Raw genomic sequence first — 21968 nt, forward strand, 5'->3', positions numbered from 1 at the left:
GCCATACCCGTCGGATCGGCATTCACGAGTCGCGAACGATCTCGATTACATTACCGACCGTTCGGGTAGTAATTCTGACAGAGCGACCGCACGCGGTCAATCGGGCTCAGTGACGCACGCGCGAGCGCTGGCGGCAACCGGTAGCTCCGCGAAGTGAGCGTCCACCGCGGGTTGAGGAGCCCCGCGAAGCGGCGCGTCTCGAAACCCACCCATAGTGGCGCCACGGGTTTCGAGACGCGCGCATCTACGCCGCGCGCTCCGGGGCCCATGGAGGGGCGGGAGGACGCGGCAGTCGGAAGCCCCGCCTCAGCGGGTGTAGTTCGGCGCCTCGACGACCATCTGGATGTCGTGAGGGTGCGACTCCTTGAGGCCCGCCGGGGTGATGCGCACGAACTTGCCGCGCTCCTTGAGCTCCGGAATGGTGCGCGCGCCGACATAGAACATCGACTGTCGCAGGCCGCCCGTGAGCTGGTAGGCCACCGATGCGAGTGGACCCCGGTAGGCGACGCGTCCCTCGATACCCTCGGGGATCAGCTGGTCGTCGCTCGGGACATCCGCCTGGAAGTAGCGGTCGCGCGAGTACGACGTCTTCTTGCCGCGGGTCTGGAGGGCGCCGAGCGATCCCATGCCGCGATAGTTCTTGAACTGCTTGCCGTTCACGAAGACCAGATCTCCAGGGCTCTCGTCACAGCCGGCGAGCAGCGAGCCGAGCATCACGGTGTCCGCGCCCGCGACGAGCGCCTTGGCGATGTCGCCCGAGTACTGCAGGCCGCCGTCCGCGATGAGCGGAACGCCTGCAGCGCGCGCGGCGAGGGATGCCTCGTAGACGGCCGTCACCTGCGGAACGCCGACACCGGCAACGACGCGGGTCGTGCAGATGGAGCCAGGGCCGACGCCGACCTTGATCGCGTCGGCGCCCGCGTCGATGAGTCCCTGGGCGCCTGAGCGGGTCGCGACATTGCCGCCGATGATGTCGACGTGCGCCGCACGGGGCTCGTGCTTCAGACGGTGGATGATCTCGAGCACGCCCTTGCTGTCGCCGTTCGCGGTGTCGACCACGATCACGTCGACACCCGCGTCGACGAGGCTCATCGCGCGATCCCACGCGTCGCCGAAGAAGCCGACCGCGGCGCCGACACGGAGCCGACCCTCGTCATCCTTCGTGGCGTCCGGATACTTCTCGCTCTTGTCGAAGTCCTTCACGGTGATGAGGCCGCGAAGCTTGCCCGCCGCGTCGACCAGCGGAAGCTTCTCGATCTTGTGCTGGGCGAAGATGGCGATCGCCGAGTCGGGGTCAACGCCGACCGGTGCGGTGATCAGCGGTGTCGTCGTCATGACGTCGCGCACGAGGGTCGTCGACTTCTCGAACTGGGACACGAAGCGCATGTCGCGGTTCGTGATGATGCCGACGAGCGTGCCGTCCGCGTCCACGACGGGGAGTCCGGAGACGCGGAACTGGCCGCACAGGGCGTCGACCTCCGCAACGGTCGCCTCGGGCGTCGTGGTGACCGGGTTGCTGACCATGCCTGACTCGCTGCGCTTGACCTTGTCGACCATGGTCGCCTGGTCTTCGATCGAGAGGTTGCGGTGCAGAACGCCGAGGCCGCCCTGTCGAGCCATGGCGATGGCCATGCGCGCCTCGGTGACGGTGTCCATCGCGCTGGAGAGCAGCGGCGTCGCGACGGTGATGCGCTTGGAGAGCCGCGAGGACGTGTCGGCCTCACTCGGAATCACGTCGGTATGCGCGGGAAGCAGCATCACGTCGTCGTAGGTCAATCCCATGAAGCCGAACGGGTCCGCCTGGTCCATCTCTCCCCTGTCTGCACTGAAGCTGTCGCTTGCGCTGTCCGTGCGTACGCCCGGTGTCGAGGTCGTCGAACGCGGTCGGGCCACGCGAGTCGTGGTGCTGCTGCTGCCGTCACCCTCGGCGTCGGGCGGGCGGATCGTGGTGCAATCCCCCTGCACCGGCGCGATCGGATGATCCATGGTAACGCCAGCGACCTTGGCAGAATTCCGGGTGCTGTGCTCGGATGTGCGGATGCCCGGCCCGGTCATCCCCGCCGGTCATCGCTCACGGTCATCCCTGCTGCTCAGGCCGGCGCGGGAGCGACAGCACCAGGCTGGGGCGTGAGAGCTGCCACCGCCTTCTTGACCGCCGAACGGATGCCGCGTCCGGCCTTCTTGAACCAGTCGTCGTCATCCTTGTCGCGGTTCAGGATGAGCGTCACGACGCGCATCGCCGTGATGGCCAGCCACAGAGCCGCGAACGCGGTGTCGCCGTTCGCCGCGTCGATCACCGCAAGAACGAGAGCCAGCACCGCGACCACGAGGGAGAAGATGATGTACCGGGAGCGCCAGACGTAGCGCACGTGGGATCCGCGCACCGCGCGCCGATACGTGGTGAGCGCGATGGTCTCCGCGATGTTCGCGAGGAGAACCGCGCACAGCAGCGCCAGCTCGGCCAGGGACATGACTCAACTATGCGCCGGTCCCCCGACGAACGCTCCCAGGCCGGAGGAAAGGAGTTCACTCCGGCAGCACGTCGCCAGACACGGCATCGGTGGCGTCGGGAAGCTCGCGACCGGCTGCGCGCTCGCGCCGCACGGTGACGACCATGTCCACCGTGAGCATGATGAGCGCCACCCACACCAGCGCGAAGCCGAACCACCGCTCCGGCGACATCGGCTCGTGCAGGATCGCGACGCCGACGAGGAACTGCAGGACGGGAGCGAAGTACTGGATGAACCCCATCACGACGAGCGGCAGGCGCCTGGAGGCCGCCGCGAACAGCAGCAGCGGAACAGCCGTCACCACACCGACGCCGACGATGGCGATCGAGTGCCACACACTCCCGTGGCCGAACGTGATGCCGGTCGTCAGGCCGACGACGACCAGCTGGATGATGGCGATCGGGGTGAGCCACGCGGTCTCGAGGGTGAGCCCGCTGACGGCATCCACGTCCTTTCCGACCTGCTTCTTGACGAGACCGTAGAAGCCGAACGAGAAGGCGAGCACGAGAGCGATCCACGGCAGCTGGCCGTAGCCGACCGTGAGCACCACGACGGCGACGATCGAGATGCCGATCGCGATCCACTGGGTCAGGCGAAGACGCTCCCGCAGGATGATCACGCCGAGGAAGATCGTGACGATCGGGTTGATGAAGTAGCCGAGTGACGCCTCGACCACCTGACCGGACAACGCGGCGTACACGTATGTCTGCCAGTTGATGTAGATGAGCACGCCGGCGACGCCCATGATGAGCACGATGCGGGGCCGACGCAGGATGGCGCCGAATGCGCGCCACGCACGTGTCACGGCGAGAGCGATGGCGCAGAACACCAGCGAGAAGACCACCCGCCATGCGACGATCTCGAACGGCCCTGCCGGCTCGAGCGCGATGAAGTAGATCGGCAGGAAGCCCCAGAGCACGTAGGCGGCGATGCCGAAGCCGAGTCCGCGCGAGCTGAGCGGCTCGCTCGAGGAGTCGCGCGCTACTGGCGTGGAGGCGGAAGGCACCGGCTCATCGTATTCGCTATTCGATTCGGTGTTCGTTCGGCCGCTCTGCCGTCGGGACCCCCTACCAGCGCCACTTGCGCTCTACTGCGCCACTCCAGCTGGCGCTATAGAGCGCAAGTGGCGCTGTAGAGGAGAGGGACGAACGGCGGGGGACGAAAGAGGTCCGGATGCACAGGCATCCGGACCTCTTCGAAGCAGTGTGCGCGTCAGACGCGCTCGCAAGCGTCAGCGCTCGATGACCGCCAGCACGTCGCGGGCCGACAGCACGAGGAACTCGTCGCCACCGAACTTGACCTCGGTTCCGCCGTACTTCGAGTAGAGAACCTTGTCGCCGACGTTCACGTCGAGCGGCACGCGGTTGCCGTTGTCGTCGATGCGGCCGGGGCCGACAGCGATGACCTCGCCCTCCTGCGGCTTCTCCTTGGCGGTGTCGGGGATGACAAGACCCGACGCAGTGGTCTGCTCAGCCTCGACCTGCTTGATAACGATGCGATCCTCGAGCGGCTTGATGGAGACCGACACGGTTGACCTCTTTCTGTACTTTGTACTGAAGACGTGGTTAGCACACTGACAGTGAGAGTGCTAATGAGAGTGTAGGCGCACGGTTGGCACTCTCGCAACGTGAGTGCCACCCTCGGGGGCGCGCGATAGGTTGGCGCAGTGGAACGTGCGGAACTGGTCGAACTGCTGAGCCCCGAGGGTCTCGCTCTGCTCGACTCCCTTCCTCCGTACGAGAGCGCGGCGGACGTGGTGCGCACGGTGAGCGCGTTGCGCAAGCAGGGGCATCCTGCATCGCTCGTCGCGACGGTGCTCACGCAGTCGAAGCTTCGCGGAAAGGCGGCCGCCAAGTTCGGCCCGTTCGCCTCGCGCATGCTCTTCACCGAGGCGGGGCTCGAGCAGGCGACGAGGCTCTCCGTCGCCGCACGGCACGCGGCACGGTTCGCCCAGGCGGGCTTCACCCGAGTCGCCGATCTGGGCTGCGGCATCGGCGGTGACGCGATGGCCATGGCAGCGCTCGAACTGCAGGTGACGGCCGTCGACGCCGACGAGGTTACCGCGGCGATCGCGAGCTACAACCTCGCACCCTTCCCTGGCACGACCGTGCTGAACGCACGCGCCGAAGAGGTCGACCTCGCGGGCCAGGATGCCGCATACCTCGATCCGGCACGACGCACTTCCGGCCACTCCGCAACGAGACGCCTCGCGGACCCAGCAGAGTGGTCCCCCGGCCTCGACTTCGTGTTCGGGCTGGCCGATCGCCTGCCCGTCGGCGTCAAGCTCGGCCCTGGGATCGACCGGTCCCTCCTGCCGCGCGATGCCGAGGCGCAGTGGGTCTCGGTCGACGGCCAGGTGGTCGAAGTCGGCGTCTGGACCGGAGAGCTGGCACGCGAGGGCATTCGCCGCGCCGCCCTCGTGATCGGGCAGGATGGCGCCGCAGAGCTCACCGGCGCGGATGTCGCGGCCGATGAGCCCGCCGGAGACCTCGGCGCGTACCTCTACGAGCCCGATGGCTCCGTCATCCGCGCCCGCTTGATCGGCGACCTCGCCCGGCAGCTGGACGCACGGATGCTGCGCCACGACATCGCCTACCTCACGGCCGACGATCCCACGCGGACGCCCTTCGCGACGGCCTTCCGGGTGCTCGAGGAACTCCCTTACAAGGAGTCGGAGCTGCGCGCCGCCCTGGCGACGCGCCGCATCGGCATCCTCGAGATCAAGAAGCGCGGGGCGGATGTCGATCCGGCCGCCCTCCGAAGCCGATTGAGGCTGAAGGGCGACCGATCGGCGACGTTGGTCCTCACGCGAATCGGCGCGCGCCACGCGGCGCTGCTCGTCGAACGCTGCTGACGCTTCGCCGGATCAGCTCGCGGACTCAGTACGAGCCGTAGTTGACGCTTGCCGAAGCGATGATGCCGAGGACGATGAAGAAGATCCAGAGCAGGATCAGCCCGACCGAGACGAAGCCGAGAATGATGCCGGTCAGCCACATCCCCTTGGCCTGCGGCTCGCGGCTCTTGCCGAGGAAGCCGAGAATGATGGCGGCGATACCGAACAGCACACCCCAGCCGAGCGAGACGACCGAGAGAATGCCACCGATCAGGGCGAGGATGCTCAGCACGGGCGACTTCGGCGCGACGGGCGCGTACGGCTGGCCGTACTGCGGGGCGCCGTAGACCGGCTGACCGTACGGCTGCTGCGGGGCACCGTACGGTGACTGCGGTGCGCCATAGGGCTGCTGGGGTGCGCCATACGGCTGCTGCGGGGCACCGTACGGCGACTGCGGCTGGGCACCGTACGGCTGCTGCGGAGTGCCATACGGCGGCTGCGGCGCAGGCGGCGGAACGGGCGGCTGCGGCGGCCCGTAGGTCGGCGGCTGCTGGGGGGCGCCGTACTGGGGCGCCTGCGGTGTGGGAGGAACCGGCGGCTGCGGCGGCACGGGAGGCTGCTCGGGCGCCGGTGGCGTCTGCGGAGGAACGGGAGGCTGTTCAGGCGGAACAGGAGGCTGCTCGGGCGGCACGGGAGGCTGAGACGCCGACGGAACCTGCTCGGGGTTCTGCGGAACGTTCGGATCGGACATGAACTTGTTCCCTTCTGGTGTCGCCCCGACCGGTGGTGCGGCCGTGCAGCGCGACGGCGTCGATGAGGCGGGCCGCCTTGTCGACGGCCCGCCTCATCTGCGCAGATCAGTACGTGAGCGAGTTGCCCACCGAGGCCAGGATGGCGACGATGACGATGACCCAGATGATCTCGATCACGATCGCGACGAAGCCGAGGATGATACCCGTCAGCCAGAATCCCTTGGCCTGCGGCTCCTTGCTGCGGCCGATGAAGCCGAGCACGACGGCGGCGATCGCGAAAAGTCCTCCGAAGTAGAAGAACGATCCGACGATGCCGATGATGCCGCCGATCAGCGACAGGATGCTGAGGATCGGTGACTTCTGCGCCACGGGCGCGTACGGCTGGCCGTACTGCGGGGCGGCGGGAGCTGCGGGAGCGCCGTAGTTGGGCGCGGGCGGTGCCTGCGGCGGAACGGGCGGCTGCGGCGGGGGCGGCTGCTGCGGCGCGCCATACGCCGGAGGCTGCTGCGGGGCGGCCGGCTGCTGCGGCGGCACCGGCTGCTGCGGCGGCACGGGCTGTTGCGGGGTGCCGGACGGATTCTGCGGAGCGTTGGGATCGGACATATTCGTTGATCCTTTCGGATGGAGCGGACCTCTATAGATCCACATCATGGATTCGCTCATCATGTTTCCTGAGCGAAAGCTGTGTATGCCAACTCTGACATCACGGGATTGGAGTGTCAACGGGTGCCGCGGCATGGCGTGTCATCCATCGCAACATCACATAATGCGACCTTGCGGCCTCACGGCGTGGGTCGACGATGCCTGTGCGGGGGCTCAGACCTGCACGTCGGTCACGGGGAGCGTCGAGTCTGCGCCGAAGTCGAGGCCGCTCGGCGCATGGCCTGCGGTGATCCGCTGGGCAGCGAGAGCCGCGATCATCGCGCCGTTGTCGGTGCAGAGCGACAGCGCCGGGATGCGCAGGTCGATGCCGGCTGTCTCTGCTCGCTCCTTCGCCAGCTCCCGGAAGCGCGCGTTCGCCACCACGCCGCCACCGAGCAAGAGCCGTGGCACATCGCGGTCGACGCACGCCGCCACGGCCTTGCGCAGCAGCACGTCGACGACGGCCTCGCGGAAACTCGCGGCGACATCCGCGACGGGAACGGGCTCGCCGGCATCCTCCCGCTTCTCCACCCACCGGGCGACGGCCGTCTTGAGTCCGGAGAAGGAGAAGTCATAGCGATGCTTCGCCATGTCCTTGGGAAGCGTCAGTCCGCGGGGGAACCGAATGGCGTTCGGATCGCCGGATGCCGCGACCCGGTCGATCTGCGGCCCTCCCGGGTAGGGCAGGCCGAGCACGCGGGCGACCTTGTCGAAGGCCTCGCCCGCAGCATCGTCGATGGTCTCGCCGAGAAGCTCGACGTCGTCGGTGAGGCTGCGCACGTGAAGCAGCGACGTGTGCCCGCCGGAGACCAGCAACGCGATGGTGGGCAGCTCGATCTCGCGACCGTCGCCGCCGTCGGCGTCGAGCAGGTCGGCGCCGACGTGGCCGACCAGGTGGTTCACGCCGTATAAGGGTTTGTCGAGCGCCACGGCGAGCGCCTTCGCCGCGCCGACTCCGACCATCAGGGCGCCTGCGAGTCCCGGTCCGCTCGTGACGGCGACGGCGTCGATCTCGTCGAGCCGGATGCCCGCGCGCGCCACCGCCTCGTTGATGGTGGGCTCCAGCGCCTCCAGGTGAGCCCGCGCGGCGACCTCGGGCACGACGCCGCCGTAGCGGGCGTGCTCGTCCATGCTCGAGGCGATCACGTTCGCGAGCAGGCGCGTGCCGCGCACGATGCCGACGCCGGTCTCGTCGCACGACGTCTCGATGCCGAGAACCAAAGGCTCTCCCGCTGGCATGTGCACTCTGGAGTCGAGAACCGGGAGCGTCAGCCGCATCACGAGGGCGTCGACGTCGTCTGGCTGGTAGTAGTGCGGGCGCACGGCGAGCTGCTCGAATCCGAGCGAGCGGTACAGCCGCTGGGCGCCAGGGTTGTCGGCCCGCACCTCGAGGAACACCTCGCCCGCGCCCCGTCGTTCTGCCTCGTCGATCATCGCGAGCATCAGGGAGCGGCCGAGACCCACGCGGCGGGCCGTAGGAGCGACGGCGATCGTCTGGATGTCGGCATCCGACGATCCACGCACCGACCTCAGGCCCCCGTACCCGACGACCTGACCGTCGCGCACGGCTACCAGGTAGTGGGAGTGCTCGCCGGTGAGCTCGCTGCGCATCATGGCGGACGACCAGGCATCAGTCACGAACGTCGACGTCTCGAGCGCCATGATCGCGTCGAGGTCGTCGAGGGTGGCCCGCCTGAGCTCCGGCGCGCGGTTCGTATCCGGGCTCATGCCGTGACCCGCTTCGGACCGCTCGACGGTGTGATATCGGGCGAGCGCAGGTAGAGCGGGCGGTCCTCGGCGAACGAACGACCGTGCGCGAAGAGCCACTCGGCGAGCAGTCCGAGCTGCCCCGCGGAGACCGATGCGGCGTCGTACCTCGGCAGGTCCGAGCGCGGCAGGTCGGCCGGCTTCGACAGCCCCGGGCCGCCGATGCGAAGCGGAATGCCGAGTTCGTCTACCCCGCCGTACTCGCTCCAATAGAGCTCGCGGCGGCGGGCATCCGTGACGACCAAGAGGGGTCCGGTGTGGCCGGCGCCGTACCGCTCGAGCGCGACGGCATCGTGGCTGACGATCGGCACGAGGGGCTTGCCTGCACCGAGCGCGAACGCCTTCGCCGCGGCGATGCCCACCCGCAGACCGGTGAACGGCCCCGGCCCCATGCCGGCGACGACCCCGGAGAGGCGTGAGGGCGCAATGGATGCCTGAGCCAGCGCATCCCGCAGCATGCCGCCGATCACCTCGGCGTGCCGCATGGTGTCGGTCGTCGTCAGCTCGCTGAGCACCCCGCCGTCGCGGTCGACCACGGCGACGGACGTGCCTGCCGAGGTGTCGATGGCGAGGAGCATCCCTCCAGCGTAGTCAGCGGAGGTCGGTGCCACTTCCAGCGACGGGTCGTGCGCCAGTCAGGCCCAGCGGGGGCCGTGCGGGGTGATCGTGACCGTTCGGGGTTCCTCAGGGGCGGCATCCGCATCGTCGGCTGGATCGACACCCGCGTCGTCGGCACCGGTCGGCCGTTCGATCACGATGTCGAGCCACGAGTCGACGACGCCGTCGAGCATCCCACTGCCCCACTCCACGACGACGACCGACTCCGCGAAGTCGATGTCGAGATCGTCGAGCTCCAGCGCGTCCGTCAGGCGATAGGCGTCGACGTGCACGAGCGGGGTTCCGCCGGAGAGCGACGGATGCGTGCGCGCCAGCACGAACGTCGGGCTGGTGACGGGGCCGCGTACGTTCATCCCCTCGCCGATGCCGCGCGTGAGGGTGGTCTTTCCCGCACCGAGCGGCCCGGTGAGCACCAGGAGGTCGCCGGCGTGCACGACAGCAGCGAGCTCGCGTCCGAGCGCCTCCATCTCGTCGGAGGTCGCGATGCTGCGCGTGCCGGCGAGGAGCATCCGCCCGTCATCCGCCGACATAGCGCCGCGTCACCCGCCCCCCGAGCCTTGTCACGATGTCGTAGCCGATCGTTCCCGCTGCACGCGCCCAGTCCTCGGCGCTCGGTGCGCCCGTCGCAGGATCACCGAACAGGATCACCTCGTCGCCGACCGCGACGGGACTGTCGTCGGTTGCGATCACAATCTGGTCCATGGCGACACGTCCGGCGATGAGGAACCGCTCTCCACCGATCGACACGGGAGCGGCACCGGATGCCTGCCTCGGCACGCCGTCCGCATAGCCGACCGGCACGAGGGCGAGATTCGTCGCGCCGTTCGCGCGGTAGGTGTGGCCGTACGACACGCCCTGACCGTGCTCGATGCGACGCACCGCGACGACGCGCGAGCGCAGCGTCATCGCCGGACGCAGCCCGAACTCCGACGGCTCGCGCTCGGGGAACGGGGAGAGTCCGTAGATCGTGATGCCCGTGCGCACCGTGTTGTACCTGGTGGCGGGAAGCGTGAGCGCCGCACCGCTGGCGGCGAGGTGTACGAGTTCCGGGTCGAGGCCGGCGGCGGATGCCTGCGCGAGTCCGCGGTCGAAGGCGGCACCCTGTTCGAGGTCAGCCTCGGACGAGGTGCCGGACAGGTGGCTGAAGACGCCGACAACGCGTATGAGGCCGTCGTTCTCCGCTGCGCGGGCGGCGCGCACGACGCCGGGCCAGGCATCCGCCGGGACGCCGTTGCGGCTGAGTCCGGTGTCGAGCTTGAGGTGGATGACCGCTGGGCGTTCCACTCGGGCTGCGGCATCCCTCGCCGAGTGCAGTTGTTCGAGCGAGGAGACCCCGATCTCCACGTGCGCTTCGATGGCACGGTCGAAGTCCGCGTCAGGGTCGTGCAGCCAGGCGAGCATGGGAGCGGTGATGCCCGCTGCGCGCAGCTCGTGCGCCTCCGCCAGGTCGGCGACGCCGAGCCGGTCGGCTCCGCCGGCCAGAGCAGCGCGTGCGACGGGAACCGCACCGTGCCCGTACGCGTTCGCCTTGACGACAGCGATGAGGTGCTCGGTGCCGATCGTCTCGCGCAGCACGCGCACGTTGTCGGTCACCGCGTCGAGGTCGATGACGGCCTCACGCAGCGGCGCGGGCTCGCTCACGATTCACCTCCGCCGTCACCGGACTCCGCGACGACGAACGCGCACGCGACCCCGGCGTCGTGAGTCATGGTGAGGTGCCAGCGCAGGATTCCCCGCTCGGCCGCCACCTCACCGACGCGTCCGTGCAGCACGAGATCGGGATTGCCGTGCTCGTCACTGACCACCTCGACGTCGATGGCGGTGACCAGGTCTGGACGACCCAGCGCCTTGATGACCGCCTCTTTCGCCGCGAACCGTGCGGCGAGCGAGTGCATCGGCAGCCCTCGTTCGCTCTCGGCGAACAACCGGGTGAGCAGCTTGGGGGTGCGCTCGATCGCGCGGTCGAAGCGGGCGAGGTCGACGATGTCGACGCCGATGCCGGCGATCACGCTGTTCCTCGTCGAGTGTGCGACATCCGCTGGCTACTCCACCGTGACCGACTTGGCCAGGTTGCGAGGCTGGTCGACGTCGAGACCCTTCGCCGCAGCGAGCTCCATGGCGAAGATCTGCAACGGGATGACGGCCAGGAGCGGCTCGAACAGCGGGCCGGCGAGCGGGATGCGCACGACTTCGTCGGCGAAAGGCAGCACGGACGCGTCGCCCTCCTCGGCGATCGCGAGCACGCGGGCGCCGCGGGCGCGGATCTCCTGGATGTTCGAGACCACCTTCTTGTGCATCTCGTCCGAACCTCGTGGGCTGGGCACCACGACGAAGACGGGCTGGCCGGGCTCGATGAGCGCGATCGGCCCGTGCTTCAGCTCGCCGGCGGCGAAGCCCTCTGCATGGATGTACGCCAGCTCCTTGAGCTTGAGCGCGCCTTCCAGCGCGATCGGGTAGCCGACGTGGCGGCCGAGGAACAGCACGGCGCGGGTGTCGCTCATCCAGCGCGCCAGCTGAGCGACTGAGTCGCTCGACTCCAGCACGCGCTCCAGCTTGCGCGGAATGGCGGTGAGCTCTGCGAGGTGTGCGGTCTGCTCGGCGGCCGACAGCGTGCCACGCAACCTGGCGAGGTGCAGTCCGAAGAGGTAGAGCGCGGTGATCTGCGCGACGAACGCCTTGGTGGACGCCACGGCGACCTCCGGCCCCGCGTGCGTGTACACGGCGCCATCCGACTCACGAGGGATGGTCGCGCCCTGCGTGTTGCAGATCGACAGCGTCTTCGCGCCGGCCTCGCGCGCGAACTTCACCGCCATCAGGGTGTCCATCGTCTCGCCGGACTGGCTGATCGATACGACCAGCGTCGATGGCGTGATGACCGGGTCGCGGTAACGGAACTCGTGGCTGAGCTCGACCTCGACCGGAATTCGTGCCCACTTCTCGATCGCGTACGCACCGACCTGCCCTGCATACGACGCGGTGCCGCAGGCGATGATCGTGATGCGGTCGATGTCGGTGAGCAGCTCGTCGAGGTCCGCCAGCTCGGGTATCACCGCCGCGTCGTCGTGGATGCGCCCGCGCAGCGTGTTGGCAACGGCATCCGGCTCCTCAGCGATCTCCTTCGCCATGAAGCTGGACCAGCCGCCCTTGTCGGCGGCGGAGGCGTCCCATGCCACCTCGAACGGCTCGACATCGACGCCGTTCCCGTCGAAGTCTGTGACGGTCACGTCCGTCGGCGTGATGACCACGATCTGGTCCTGGCCGATCGCGACGGCGCGATGGGTGTGTTCGACGAAGGCCGCGACGTCCGAGCCGAGGAAGTTCTCGCCGTCGCCCAGGCCGATCACCAGCGGAGAGTTGCGGCGGGCGCCGACCACGACGCCGGGCCGGTCGCGGTGCACGGCGAGCAGCGTGAAGGCACCGTCGAGGCGGGACGCCACGGCGCGGAAGGCCTCGACCAGGTCACCCGTGCGGCGGTACTCGCGCCCGAGCAGCAGAGCGGCCACCTCGGTGTCGGTCTCGCTGGCGAACTCGAAGCCCTCGCCCGCGAGCTCCTCCCGCAACGCTGCGAAGTTCTCGATGATGCCGTTGTGGATGACCGCGAGCTTGCCGTCGTCGCCGAGGTGCGGGTGCGCGTTGCGGTCGGTCGGTCCGCCGTGCGTCGCCCAGCGCGTGTGGCCGATGCCGGTGGTGCCGTCGGCGATCGGATGCCGCTGCAGCTCGTCCTCGAGCACGCTGAGCTTTCCGGCACGCTTGGCGACATTCAACTCGCCGGATCCGTCGATCACAGCGACGCCCGCGGAGTCGTAGCCGCGGTACTCCAGCCGCTTCAGCCCGCCGAGCAGCACCTCAAGGGACCGGTCGCTGCCGACGTATCCGACGATTCCGCACATGGCGTCCGAGTCTACCGGCGACCCCTCCCTCGCTATTGCGCCACTTGCGCTTTGTTGCGCCACCCCTGCTGGCGCAATAGTCCGCAAGTGGCGCGGTTGGCGGCGGAGGCGGTCGCGAGAGGTGGTGGGGCGGGGCAGGAGAGGTGGCGGGGAAGGCCGCGAGACGGTACGAGGCTGCCGACCAGCTACAGCTTGCGGAGGAGCACGGACGACACCGTGTGGTCGCCGCCCTTGCGAAGCACCAGCTTGGCGCGCGCGCGCGTCGGCCGGATGTTCTGGAGCAGGTTCGGTTCGTTGATGGCCTGCCAGATCGACAGCGCACGCTCGCGCGCCTGCTCCTCGTTGAGGCTCGCGTAGCGGTGGAAGTACGACTTCGGGTCGGCGAAGGCTCCGCGCTGGAGCTTCAGGAACCGCTCGACGTACCAGCGCTCGATGTCTCGTCGTCGGGCATCCACATAGACGCTGTAGTCGAACAGGTCGCTCACCGCGAGTGGCCGCTTGCCTGTCGCGGGCTGCAGCACGTTGAGCCCCTCGACGATGAGCACGTCGGGATGGCGAACGATGACCTGTGCATCCGGGACGATGTCGTAGCTCAGGTGGGAGTAGAAGGGCGCACGCACCTCGTCGGCGCCGCTCTTGATGGCGGTGACGAAACGCAGCAGGGCCTTCTGGTCGTAGGACTCGGGGAAGCCCTTGCGCTCCATGAGCCCACGTCGTTCGAGCTCGGCGTTCGGGTAGAGGAACCCGTCGGTCGTGACGAGCTGCACGTGCGGCGTGGTCGGCCAGCGGGTGAGCAGCTCCCGCAGCAGGCGTGCTGTGGTGGACTTGCCGACCGCCACCGATCCGGCGACGCCGATCACGAACGGCGTGCGACCGGTGCGCTCTCCGAGGAAGTCGCTCGTGGCTCGGTGCAGACGCTGCGTGCCCTCCGCGTACATGCTGAGCAGCCGACTGAGCGGCAGGTAGACCTCCGCGACCTCGCGCAGGTCGAGCGGATCGCCGAGACCGCGCAGCTGAACGATCTCCGCCTCGGTGAGAGGTTGCGGGGTGCTCTGCGCCAGATCCGCCCAGTCAGAACGGGAGAGTTCGAGGAACGGCGTCGTGTGCTCGTCACCGTGCTTCGCCATGGGCCACAAGTTTAGGGTCACCGCGCGGCGGTACTGAATCCGGCCGCCGGAGCTGATAGACGAACGACTAGGCTACGGCGCGACCGCTGCCGGTCGAAACCATCGATATCCGGTTTGGAGTGCCGTGTTTGCATCGAGTATTCGGTGCCGAGCCATCACCTTTGTTCTCACGATCTTCTGCAGTGTCGGCCTCGCCACCTCTTTGACAAGCTGTGCGGTCGCTGGGCCTGCATCGGGCAGAACAGGCGTGGCGACAGATCCGCCTACGGCCTCCCCCTCGATCCCCATCCCGGAGCAGGACCCGACGTTCCCGTCACCCACGCCGAGCACCACTCCTGACGTTGCCGCGATGGACACAGCGAAGGATCGCCTTGCCCACGTCGTCGTCCCACCAGGTGCGGTGGCCAGCGCAACCCGCCCCGACGACGTGGCCTCAGCGCTGGCACTGAACTTCTGGTGCGAGCCGATGGCGGATGTCACCGGATACTGGATCGTGCCCGGAGCCTCTCCCTCTGCGGTCGTGGACTTTCTCAAGACGCATCCGCCGCAGGGGTTGACGCTGAAGGAGGTTACGAGCAGCAACGCCGCCGGGGATGTGAACGTGAGCGCCGACATCGTCGAGTACTCCGCCGACCCGTACGTGCAGAACGGCCTGGTCTACGAGGTCACGGCGGCGGGCACCGGCGCGGGCATCCGTGCCGACGCGCTCGTGGTGCCGTCGAACGCCACATGCGCAACGGCGCCGCCCGGGGTCACCCTCGGCGCGTGGGGTGGCTAGAGGAACTCCACGGACACACCGAGCGCCGAGTAGGTCGCGAGCGCACGACGGTCGCAGGTGAGCAGGATCACACCGGCTTCTCGTGCGGCGAGCCCGACCAAACCGTCGTAGACGGTGCCGCCGTGGATGCCTGCGTCCGAAAGCGTCCGCAGCGCATGCGACGAGACCTTCGCGGACAGTTGATAGCTCTGAGGGAAGTTCGTCTCGATGAGACGCAGAGCTGAGCCGGCCGACAACCGCTGCTCGGCGGGCAACCGGGTGAGCACCGAATAGGTCTCGAACTGGGCATGCCCGGCAAGCCCGAGGACCTGGCCGCGCGTGCGCGTCATCGCTTCGTCATGGCGGGCATGAGTCGAGAGGGAGAGCGCGACGGCGACGCTCGTGTCGAGCAGCAGGTCAGCGCTGGTCGGCAAGGCGCAGCTCTCTGATGTCGTCGGCGGTCACAGCCTCGCCTTCCGCGTCGATCACCAGCCGACCGTCGCGCTCGACCAGCCGATCGACCGCAACCGGCTCGATGATGACCGCTGCACCGTCGGTGACGATGTCGACAGGTCCGGGCACCAGACCGAGCCTGGCGCGCAACGAAGCCGGGATGATCACCCGGCCCGCCTTGTCCATGGTCGTGAGCATGGCATCAGAATACCATCGCGATACCGTCCCCGATCCGGCATGAAAGTGGTCGCATCGTGTCGCTTCCACGCGTGCAAGCGACACGACGGGCCGACAAATCGACGCTGCGTGCGACTCAGAGAGTGAGCCGAACGCGCACGACCTCGGCGAGGGTGTGCGCGTGGTGGTCGGCGGTGGCCTGATCGGCGGCCTCGACCATGACGCGAACCATCGGCTCGGTGCCGGAAGGACGCAGCAGAACGCGTCCGGTCTGGCCCAGCTCGGCCTCGGCATCCGCGATCGCCTGCGCGATGACCTCGTCTTCGTGCAGGCGAAGGTGGTCCACCCCGCGCACGTTGACCAGGATCTGCGGGTACACGGTCATGCTGGCGGCCAGCTCGGAGAGCGGCTTGCCCTTGCGCGCCATCTCGCTCACCAGATGTAGTCCGGTGAGGATGCCGTCGCCCGTCGTCGCGAACTCGCTCATGATGACGTGACCGGACTGTTCGCCACCGAGCGAGAAGCCGTTCTCGTTCATCCGCTCGAGCACGTACCGGTCACCGACGCTGGTCTGCACGACGTCGATGCCGTTCTTGGTCATCGCCAGCCTCAGGCCGAGATTGCTCATCACCGTGGTGACGAGCGTGTTCTGGTTCAGCTTGCCGCGCTCGGCCATGCTGAGCGCCAGGATCGCCATGATCTGGTCGCCGTCGACGATGTTGCCGTCCGCATCGACCGCGAGGCAACGATCGGCGTCTCCGTCGTGGGCGATCCCGACGTCGGCGCCGTGCTCGACGACAGCGATGGCGAGCTTGTCGATGTGAGTCGACCCGACGCCGTCGTTGATGTTGATGCCGTCCGGATCGTCGCCGATGACGGTGACGCGTGCGCCGGCGTCAGTGAACACCTCGGGCGAGATGCCGGCTGCAGCACCGTTCGCGCAGTCGATCAGCACGTGGATGCCATCCAGCCGGTGCGGCAGGCTGGCGAGCAGATGCAGAACGTAACGGTCCTCTGCATCGGCGAAGCGACGGATGCGCCCGACGTCGGCACCCGTCGGTGTGAGCTTCGGCTTGTCGAGCGCGGCCTCGATGCGGTCCTCGACGATGTCGGGCAGCTTCGTGCCGCCGCGCGCGAAGATCTTGATGCCGTTGTCGGGCGCGGGGTTGTGCGAGGCGGAGATCATCACGCCGAAGTCCGCGCCGATGTCGGCGATCAGGAACGCCGCCGCGGGCGTCGGGATGACCCCCGCGTCGAGCACGTCCACGCCAGAGCTCGCGAGCCCGGCAGCGACCGCTGCGATCAGGAACTCACCCGAAACACGAGGATCGCGAGCCACGACCGCCACAGGGCGTTTGCCCTGGGCGCGTCGTGCCTCCGCGCTGCGTCCCTGCCCGAGGACGACGGCCGTCGCCTGGGCAACGCCCAGCGCGAGGTCCGCCGTCAACTCCGCGTTCGCGAGACCGCGAACGCCATCCGTACCGAAGAGCCGTGCCATCGATGCCGTAGCCGACGAACGCTGGATCAGCGCTTCGAGTACTGCGGTGCCTTGCGGGCCTTCTTGAGACCAGCCTTCTTGCGCTCCTTGACCCGGGCGTCGCGGCTCAGGAAGCCGGACTTCTTGAGGGTCGGACGGTTGTTCTCCGCGTCGATCTCGTTGAGAGCGCGGGCGATGCCGAGACGCAGGGCGCCGGCCTGGCCGGAGGGGCCACCGCCGGTGATGCGGGCGATCACGTCGTAGCTGCCGAGCAGGTCGAGCACCTTGAACGGGTCGGTGATGAGCTGCTGGTGCAGCTTGTTCGGGAAGTAGTCCGCGAACTCACGGCCGTTGACCGTGATGGAGCCGGAGCCCGGAACGAGGCGCACGCGGGCGATGGCCTGCTTGCGACGGCCGACGGCCGCACCGGGAACGTTGAGAACCGGGCGGGGCGTCGCCGCGGGCGCCTCGGTTGCCGGGGTTTCGGTCGTGAAGCTCTGCAGGGCGTCCTGCGCCTCGAGCTGGTCGGAGATCTTCGCCACGATGGTTTAGTCCTTGTCTGAAAGAAGAGAAGAGTTCTGGGAACCGGCGCTTACTGGGCGACCTGGTCGAGGGTGTAGGGCGTCGGCTGCTGAGCGGCGTGCGGGTGCTCGGAACCGGTGTAGACCTTGAGCTTGCGCAGCTGGGCACGACCGATGGAGTTCTTCGGCAGCATGCCGCGAACGGCCTTCTCGACGGCGCGGACCGGGTTCTTCTCGAGAAGCTCGGAGTACGTGACGGCCGACAGACCACCCGGGTAGCCCGAGTGGCGGTAGGCCTTCTTCTGCAGAGCCTTCTGGCCGGTGAGGGCCACCTTGTCTGCGTTGATGATGATGACGAAGTCACCGGTGTCGACGTGCGGAGCGAACGTCGGCTTGTTCTTGCCGCGGAGAATGGCCGCGGTGTGGCTGGCCAGACGGCCGAGCACGACATCGGTGGCGTCGATGACGACCCAGTCGCGCTGGATCTCGGATGCCTTGGGGCTGAAAGTGCGCGTCACAGTAGTGGCTGCTTTCTTGTCTCGTGGTTGGGTGGCTCGTGAATCCCGCTCCGGTCGGGTGTTGCCGATTCGATGAACCGGTAACGCCGCAGATGGAGGGCTCAACTACGGATGCCGCACCGCAGTGGAGCGGACACCAAAGGTCAATCGTACGCGAGGCATCCACTCCCGTCCAATCGAGGCGGCGATGACCCATACGCTGCCGCCTCCTATGCGTAGCCGTGCCGCTGCTTATGGGCAAGCTGGGAGAGCGCATACGGCCATGCACGCTTTCCTGTCCGTTCACTCAGGCGCCACCGTCGTGACCAGCTGGCTTCCTAGCGTGACCGCATGTCGTCTGCCTCCGATCGCGTTGTCGCCGTGATCCCTGCCAGGGCGGGCTCCGTCGGCGTGCCGGGGAAGAACCTGCGCGAGGTCGGCGGTGTCCCTCTCGTCGCAAGGGTCGTCGCGTCCGCACTAGCCGCGCCGTCGGTCGACCGTGTCGTCGTCTCCACTGACGGTGCCGAGATAGCGGAGGTGGCGTCGGCGGCCGGCGCCGAGGTGGTCATCCGGCCCGCCGCGCTGTCAACGGGCACCGCATCGAGCGAGAGTGCTGTCACGCACGCCCTCGATGTGCTCGCCGACGACGGTGTCACGCCCGAGGTCGTCGTGTTCCTCCAGGCCACCAGTCCGTTCACCCGTTCCGAAGACATCGACGAGGCCGTGTCGAGGGTGCGCTCCGGCGAGCGCGACGTGGTGTTCGCCGCGGTCGAGACGCACGCCTTCCTGTGGAGCCTCGACGCGGATGGCGACGCGCAGGGTGTGAACCACGACCCGTCGTTCCGTCCGATGCGCCAGGACCGCGAGCCGCAGTACCAGGAGACGGGCGCGTTCTACGCGATGAACGCCGAGGGGTTCCGTCGCACCGGGTACCGCTTCTTCGGGCGAGTGGGCGTCGCGGTCATCCCGGATTCCATCGACATCGACACCGAGAACGATCTGACCCTCGCCGACGCCGTCGCAGGCACTCGTGCTCAGGCATACTCCCGCGCCGCTGTCGCCGCCTCGGTAGGAGGCCCGGTCCCGGCGCGCACCACGGATGGCGGCACGAGCTGGAACGCCGACACGTTCGACGATCTCGCCGCAGGCTCCGGGCTCGACGCAGAACTCGACGCGCGGGCATCCGCGCACGGTCTTGCGGTCGTCGAAGCCGTGGTCACCGACTTCGACGGGGTGCACACGGATGACCGGGTGCAGGTGGATCAGAACGGTGTCGAGTCAGTGACCGTGAACCGCCGCGACGGGCTCGGGGTGCGTCTGCTGCGCGAGTCGGGTGTTCCCGTGCTGATCCTGTCGACGGAGAAGAACCCGGTCGTCGGAGCACGTGCCGCCAAGCTCGGCGTCGAGGTGCTGCAGGGCATCGACGACAAGGCCACCGCGCTGGCCGCATGGGCCACGCGGGCGGGAATCCCGCTGGAGCGCGTCGCCTACCTCGGCAACGACGTGAACGATCTCGGCGCGTTGGGCGCCGTCGGCTGGCCGTTCGCGGTGGCCGACGCGCACCCGCAAGCCATTGCCGCATCACGACGAGTCCTCGCATCTCCCGGCGGTGCCGGTGCGGTGCGCGAACTCGCGGAACTCATCCTGAAAGAGAAAGCGAAGTCATGACAGTCACCATCGGTTCGAACGTCATCGGCACCGGCAACCCGGTCTACGTGATCGGCGAGATCGGGCTCAACCACAACGGCGACGTCGAGATCGCCAAGCGGCTCATCGACGTCGCAGCCGACGCCGGCGCGCAGGCCGTGAAGTTCCAGAAGCGCACGCCCGCGATCTCCACCCCCGAGCACATGAAGAACACGCCGCGACAGACGCCGTGGGGCGAGATGACCTACCTCGAGTACCGGTACCGGGTCGAGTTCGACCACGACCAGTACGTCGAGCTCGGCGACTACGCCACGATGCGCGGCCTCGACTGGTTCGCCTCCCCGTGGGATGTGCCATCCGTCGAGTTCCTCGAAGACCTCAACGTCTGCGCATACAAGGTCGCGTCGGCGTCGGTCACCGACCTCGAGCTGCTCGAGGCGATGCGTGCGACGGGCAAGCCGGTCATCCTGTCCACCGGCATGTCGACCATGGAGCAGATCGACCGCGCGGTCGCGGTTTTCGACGGCTCACCCCTGGTCGTCCTGCACGCCACCTCGACCTACCCGCTCCCGGCCGAAGAGGCCAACCTGCGCATGATCCACACCCTCGGCGAGCGCTTCACCGGCGTGCCGATCGGCTACTCGGGACACGAGCCCGGCCTGCAGATCTCCCTCGCGGCCGTCGCCATCGGCGCCACCGCTGTCGAGCGCCACATCACCCTCGACCGCACCATGTGGGGAAGCGACCACGCAGCATCGCTCGAGCCCCAGGGGCTGCAGCACCTCATCCGCGACATCCGCATCATCGAGCAGGCCATGGGTGACGGCGTGAAGCGCGTCTTCCCCGGAGAGCTCGCCCCGCTCGCCAAGCTGCGCCGCGTCGAGGCGTAGAGCTCCCCCTGCCGGCACCACCGCACACGACCTGAAAGATCTGGCCATCCTGTGACTCGCAGAATCCTCGGCATCGTCGACTCCGACTCGTTCGTCAAGTGGGGGGCGACCCTCCTTGCGACGCTGCCAGAGGACTGGGAGTCATCCCTGGTCGCGGTGAACACTGCGGCCACCGCCAGCGATGCGCAGCTGGTGAGCGCTGTCGGACCGGACGGTGTGACGATCGAGCGGCTGCAACTGGGCGAAATCATCGACAAGGTGCGCTCCGAACGACCGGATGCCGTGCTGGTCGCCACCAGAGGACCGATCGCCGAGGTGCTGATCGGCGAGATCATCCGGCGGGTGTCGCATCGCCCGGTGCTCGTGACCGGGCTTCCCGGCATCTCGACGCCGGCGAAGTGGAAGGGTCTGTTCCTGAGGGCCCAGGCCGACCTCTTCGTGCTGCACAGTCACCGGGAGATCCGGGAGTACCGTGCGCTGGCGGCCGAGCACGACATGACGCACCGGTTCGGGCTCTCGACTCTCCCGTTCCTGCATGCCGTCTCGGGCATACGTTCCGACGTGACGCGCGACAGCATCGTGTTCGCTGCGCAGCCGACGGTTCCCGCCGGCATCGAGGCGCGTCGGATGCTCATGGGCTGGCTGGCGGACGCGGCACGAGAGAACCCCGAGCTCAGGGTCGTCGTCAAGATCAGAGCCGTCGGAGGAGAGGGGCAGACGCACCTGGAGCGGTATCCGTTCGCGGATCTGCTGCCGGAGGATGCCCCGCCGAACCTCGTCGTCGAGACGGGTGCGATGGGCGATCACCTCGCCAGGGCGGTCGGCTTCGTCACGGTGAGCTCCACCGCCACCCTCGAGGCGATCGCTCACGACGTGCCATCCCTGGTGCTCGCCGACTTCGGCGTGACGGGCAAGCTCATCAACGAGGTCTTCATGGGCAGCGGGCTGCTCGGCACCTCCCGCGACCTGATCGCGGCACGGTTCAAGCGAGTCGTCGACGGATGGCGCGAGGACAACTACTTCCACCCGGCAGCCGATGACGACTGGGCAGACCAGCTCGGCATGCTGGTGGCCCTGCGTGAGGCATCCCTGCTCCCCACTCGTCCGACAGTGCGGGTCAGTCGGGGTGGGCCGCTTCGGAGAGCGTGGGAGCGCAAGCGCGCATTCGGGCAGCACGATCACAGCACGATGGGATACGTCGCGCTGGCAGTCGGTGCTCCGCTCCGTCTCGCCCGCAACGTCGCGCGCGCGGCGATGCCGAACACAACGCCCGCCGAGCCGGTCGACACGCTCGTCGAGCACGGCGCAGAGGCCGGAGCCTTCGGCGTCGACGCACTCGAGTCCGGAACCGTCGACGCAGGCACGCGGCACGAGCCGACTCAGGACAGCGTCACGACGTCCTGAGCGCCC

23 protein-coding genes are annotated in these 21968 nt (G+C 68.3%); 5 read left to right on the plus strand and 18 right to left on the minus strand.

The annotated features are described in order from the left end of the window. Nucleotides 1–306: 306 nt before the first annotated feature. The 4 genes from guaB to groES form a co-directional block, all read right to left on the minus strand. Nucleotides 307–1809: an IMP dehydrogenase gene (guaB, locus tag ACYVDN_RS10085; protein ID WP_460572329.1), complete on the minus strand. Its 1503-nt coding sequence runs from the start codon at nt 1807–1809 to the stop codon at nt 307–309. A 281-nt stretch (nt 1810–2090) separates the two neighbouring features. After that, nucleotides 2091–2471: a hypothetical protein gene (locus ACYVDN_RS10090; protein WP_460570988.1), complete on the minus strand. Its 381-nt coding sequence runs from the start codon at nt 2469–2471 to the stop codon at nt 2091–2093. Nucleotides 2472–2526: 55 nt separating this feature from the next. Beyond that, nucleotides 2527–3516 (minus strand): EamA family transporter, encoded by a 990-nt coding sequence (gene rarD, locus ACYVDN_RS10095; protein WP_460570989.1) that lies wholly within the window; start codon nt 3514–3516, stop codon nt 2527–2529. 225 nt (nt 3517–3741) lie between these two features. Continuing rightward, nucleotides 3742–4038 carry a co-chaperone GroES gene (gene groES, locus ACYVDN_RS10100; RefSeq protein ID WP_170024899.1) on the minus strand — a complete coding sequence of 99 codons (297 nt, stop codon included), beginning with the start codon at nt 4036–4038 and terminating at the stop codon, nt 3742–3744. 138 nt (nt 4039–4176) lie between these two features. Between groES and ACYVDN_RS10105 the strand changes: the two genes are divergently transcribed. Further along, nucleotides 4177–5364, plus strand: a complete 1188-nt coding sequence (locus tag ACYVDN_RS10105) for a class I SAM-dependent methyltransferase (RefSeq protein ID WP_460570991.1) — start codon at nt 4177–4179, stop codon at nt 5362–5364. Between the two features lie 25 nt (nt 5365–5389). Here ACYVDN_RS10105 and ACYVDN_RS10110 read toward each other — a convergent pair whose 3' ends face one another. The 9 genes from ACYVDN_RS10110 to coaA form a co-directional block, all read right to left on the minus strand. Beyond that, on the minus strand, nt 5390–6094 hold the full coding sequence (locus ACYVDN_RS10110) for a DUF4190 domain-containing protein (protein ID WP_460570993.1): 705 nt from the start codon (nt 6092–6094) through the stop codon (nt 5390–5392). 106 nt (nt 6095–6200) lie between these two features. Next, nucleotides 6201–6698 carry a DUF4190 domain-containing protein gene (locus tag ACYVDN_RS10115; protein WP_460570995.1) on the minus strand — a complete coding sequence of 166 codons (498 nt, stop codon included), beginning with the start codon at nt 6696–6698 and terminating at the stop codon, nt 6201–6203. Nucleotides 6699–6911: 213 nt separating this feature from the next. Further along, on the minus strand, nt 6912–8465 hold the full coding sequence (gene tsaD / locus ACYVDN_RS10120; protein ID WP_460570997.1) for a tRNA (adenosine(37)-N6)-threonylcarbamoyltransferase complex transferase subunit TsaD: 1554 nt from the start codon (nt 8463–8465) through the stop codon (nt 6912–6914). Continuing rightward, nucleotides 8462–9082, minus strand: a complete 621-nt coding sequence (tsaB, locus tag ACYVDN_RS10125) for a tRNA threonylcarbamoyladenosine biosynthesis protein TsaB (RefSeq protein ID WP_460570999.1) — start codon at nt 9080–9082, stop codon at nt 8462–8464. The genes tsaD and tsaB overlap by 4 nt, the downstream gene beginning before the upstream one ends. A gap of 57 nt (nt 9083–9139) precedes the next feature. Further along, complete coding sequence (tsaE, locus tag ACYVDN_RS10130; RefSeq protein ID WP_460571001.1) at nt 9140–9652, minus strand: tRNA (adenosine(37)-N6)-threonylcarbamoyltransferase complex ATPase subunit type 1 TsaE; 513 nt, start codon at nt 9650–9652, stop codon at nt 9140–9142. Continuing rightward, entirely contained in the window at nt 9639–10763 is a 1125-nt protein-coding gene (gene alr / locus ACYVDN_RS10135) for an alanine racemase (protein ID WP_460571003.1), read from the minus strand. The genes tsaE and alr overlap by 14 nt, the downstream gene beginning before the upstream one ends. Beyond that, on the minus strand, nt 10760–11131 hold the full coding sequence (locus ACYVDN_RS10140) for a holo-ACP synthase (protein WP_460571005.1): 372 nt from the start codon (nt 11129–11131) through the stop codon (nt 10760–10762). The genes alr and ACYVDN_RS10140 overlap by 4 nt, the downstream gene beginning before the upstream one ends. 33 nt (nt 11132–11164) lie before the next feature. After that, nucleotides 11165–13012, minus strand: coding sequence for a glutamine--fructose-6-phosphate aminotransferase (gene glmS, locus ACYVDN_RS10145; RefSeq protein ID WP_460571007.1), 1848 nt, complete (start codon nt 13010–13012; stop codon nt 11165–11167). 185 nt (nt 13013–13197) lie between these two features. Further along, nucleotides 13198–14139 (minus strand): type I pantothenate kinase, encoded by a 942-nt coding sequence (coaA, locus tag ACYVDN_RS10150; protein ID WP_460571009.1) that lies wholly within the window; start codon nt 14137–14139, stop codon nt 13198–13200. A 349-nt stretch (nt 14140–14488) separates the two neighbouring features. Here coaA and ACYVDN_RS10155 point away from each other — a divergent pair, with 349 nt between their 5' ends. Then, nucleotides 14489–14917 (plus strand): hypothetical protein, encoded by a 429-nt coding sequence (locus tag ACYVDN_RS10155; RefSeq protein WP_460571011.1) that lies wholly within the window; start codon nt 14489–14491, stop codon nt 14915–14917. On the opposite strand, the gene ACYVDN_RS10160 is transcribed toward ACYVDN_RS10155, so the two are convergent. From ACYVDN_RS10160 to rplM, 5 genes are all read right to left on the minus strand, one after another. Beyond that, nucleotides 14914–15330, minus strand: a complete 417-nt coding sequence (locus ACYVDN_RS10160) for a type II toxin-antitoxin system VapC family toxin (protein ID WP_460571013.1) — start codon at nt 15328–15330, stop codon at nt 14914–14916. The two genes, ACYVDN_RS10155 and ACYVDN_RS10160, sit on opposite strands and share 4 nt — an antisense overlap. Further along, nucleotides 15314–15547: an AbrB/MazE/SpoVT family DNA-binding domain-containing protein gene (locus tag ACYVDN_RS10165; RefSeq protein WP_460571015.1), complete on the minus strand. Its 234-nt coding sequence runs from the start codon at nt 15545–15547 to the stop codon at nt 15314–15316. Before ACYVDN_RS10165 ends, ACYVDN_RS10160 begins: the two co-directional genes overlap by 17 nt. A gap of 115 nt (nt 15548–15662) precedes the next feature. After that, nucleotides 15663–17024 (minus strand): phosphoglucosamine mutase, encoded by a 1362-nt coding sequence (gene glmM, locus ACYVDN_RS10170; RefSeq protein WP_460571017.1) that lies wholly within the window; start codon nt 17022–17024, stop codon nt 15663–15665. A 26-nt stretch (nt 17025–17050) separates the two neighbouring features. Beyond that, complete coding sequence (rpsI, locus tag ACYVDN_RS10175) at nt 17051–17545, minus strand: 30S ribosomal protein S9 (RefSeq protein ID WP_460571020.1); 495 nt, start codon at nt 17543–17545, stop codon at nt 17051–17053. Between the two features lie 50 nt (nt 17546–17595). Next, the gene (gene rplM, locus ACYVDN_RS10180; RefSeq protein ID WP_460571022.1) at nt 17596–18042 is read right to left on the minus strand and encodes a large ribosomal subunit protein uL13; all 447 of its coding nucleotides are present in this window, start codon (nt 18040–18042) and stop codon (nt 17596–17598) included. A 330-nt stretch (nt 18043–18372) separates the two neighbouring features. On the opposite strand from rplM, the gene ACYVDN_RS10185 reads away from it, so the two are divergent. Genes ACYVDN_RS10185 through ACYVDN_RS10195 form a run of 3 tightly spaced genes read left to right on the plus strand, consistent with a single transcriptional unit; the run spans nt 18373 to nt 21962 of the window. Then, a complete protein-coding gene (locus tag ACYVDN_RS10185) occupies nt 18373–19689 on the plus strand; it encodes a cytidylyltransferase domain-containing protein (RefSeq protein WP_460571024.1) in 1317 nt (438 codons plus the stop codon). Further along, nucleotides 19686–20558, plus strand: coding sequence for an N-acetylneuraminate synthase family protein (locus ACYVDN_RS10190; protein WP_460571026.1), 873 nt, complete (start codon nt 19686–19688; stop codon nt 20556–20558). The genes ACYVDN_RS10185 and ACYVDN_RS10190 overlap by 4 nt, the downstream gene beginning before the upstream one ends. Nucleotides 20559–20609: 51 nt before the next feature. After that, nucleotides 20610–21962, plus strand: a complete 1353-nt coding sequence (locus tag ACYVDN_RS10195; RefSeq protein ID WP_460571028.1) for a DUF6716 putative glycosyltransferase — start codon at nt 20610–20612, stop codon at nt 21960–21962. Nucleotides 21963–21968: the final 6 nt, after the last annotated feature.

Source organism: Humibacter soli, from assembly GCF_054779035.1.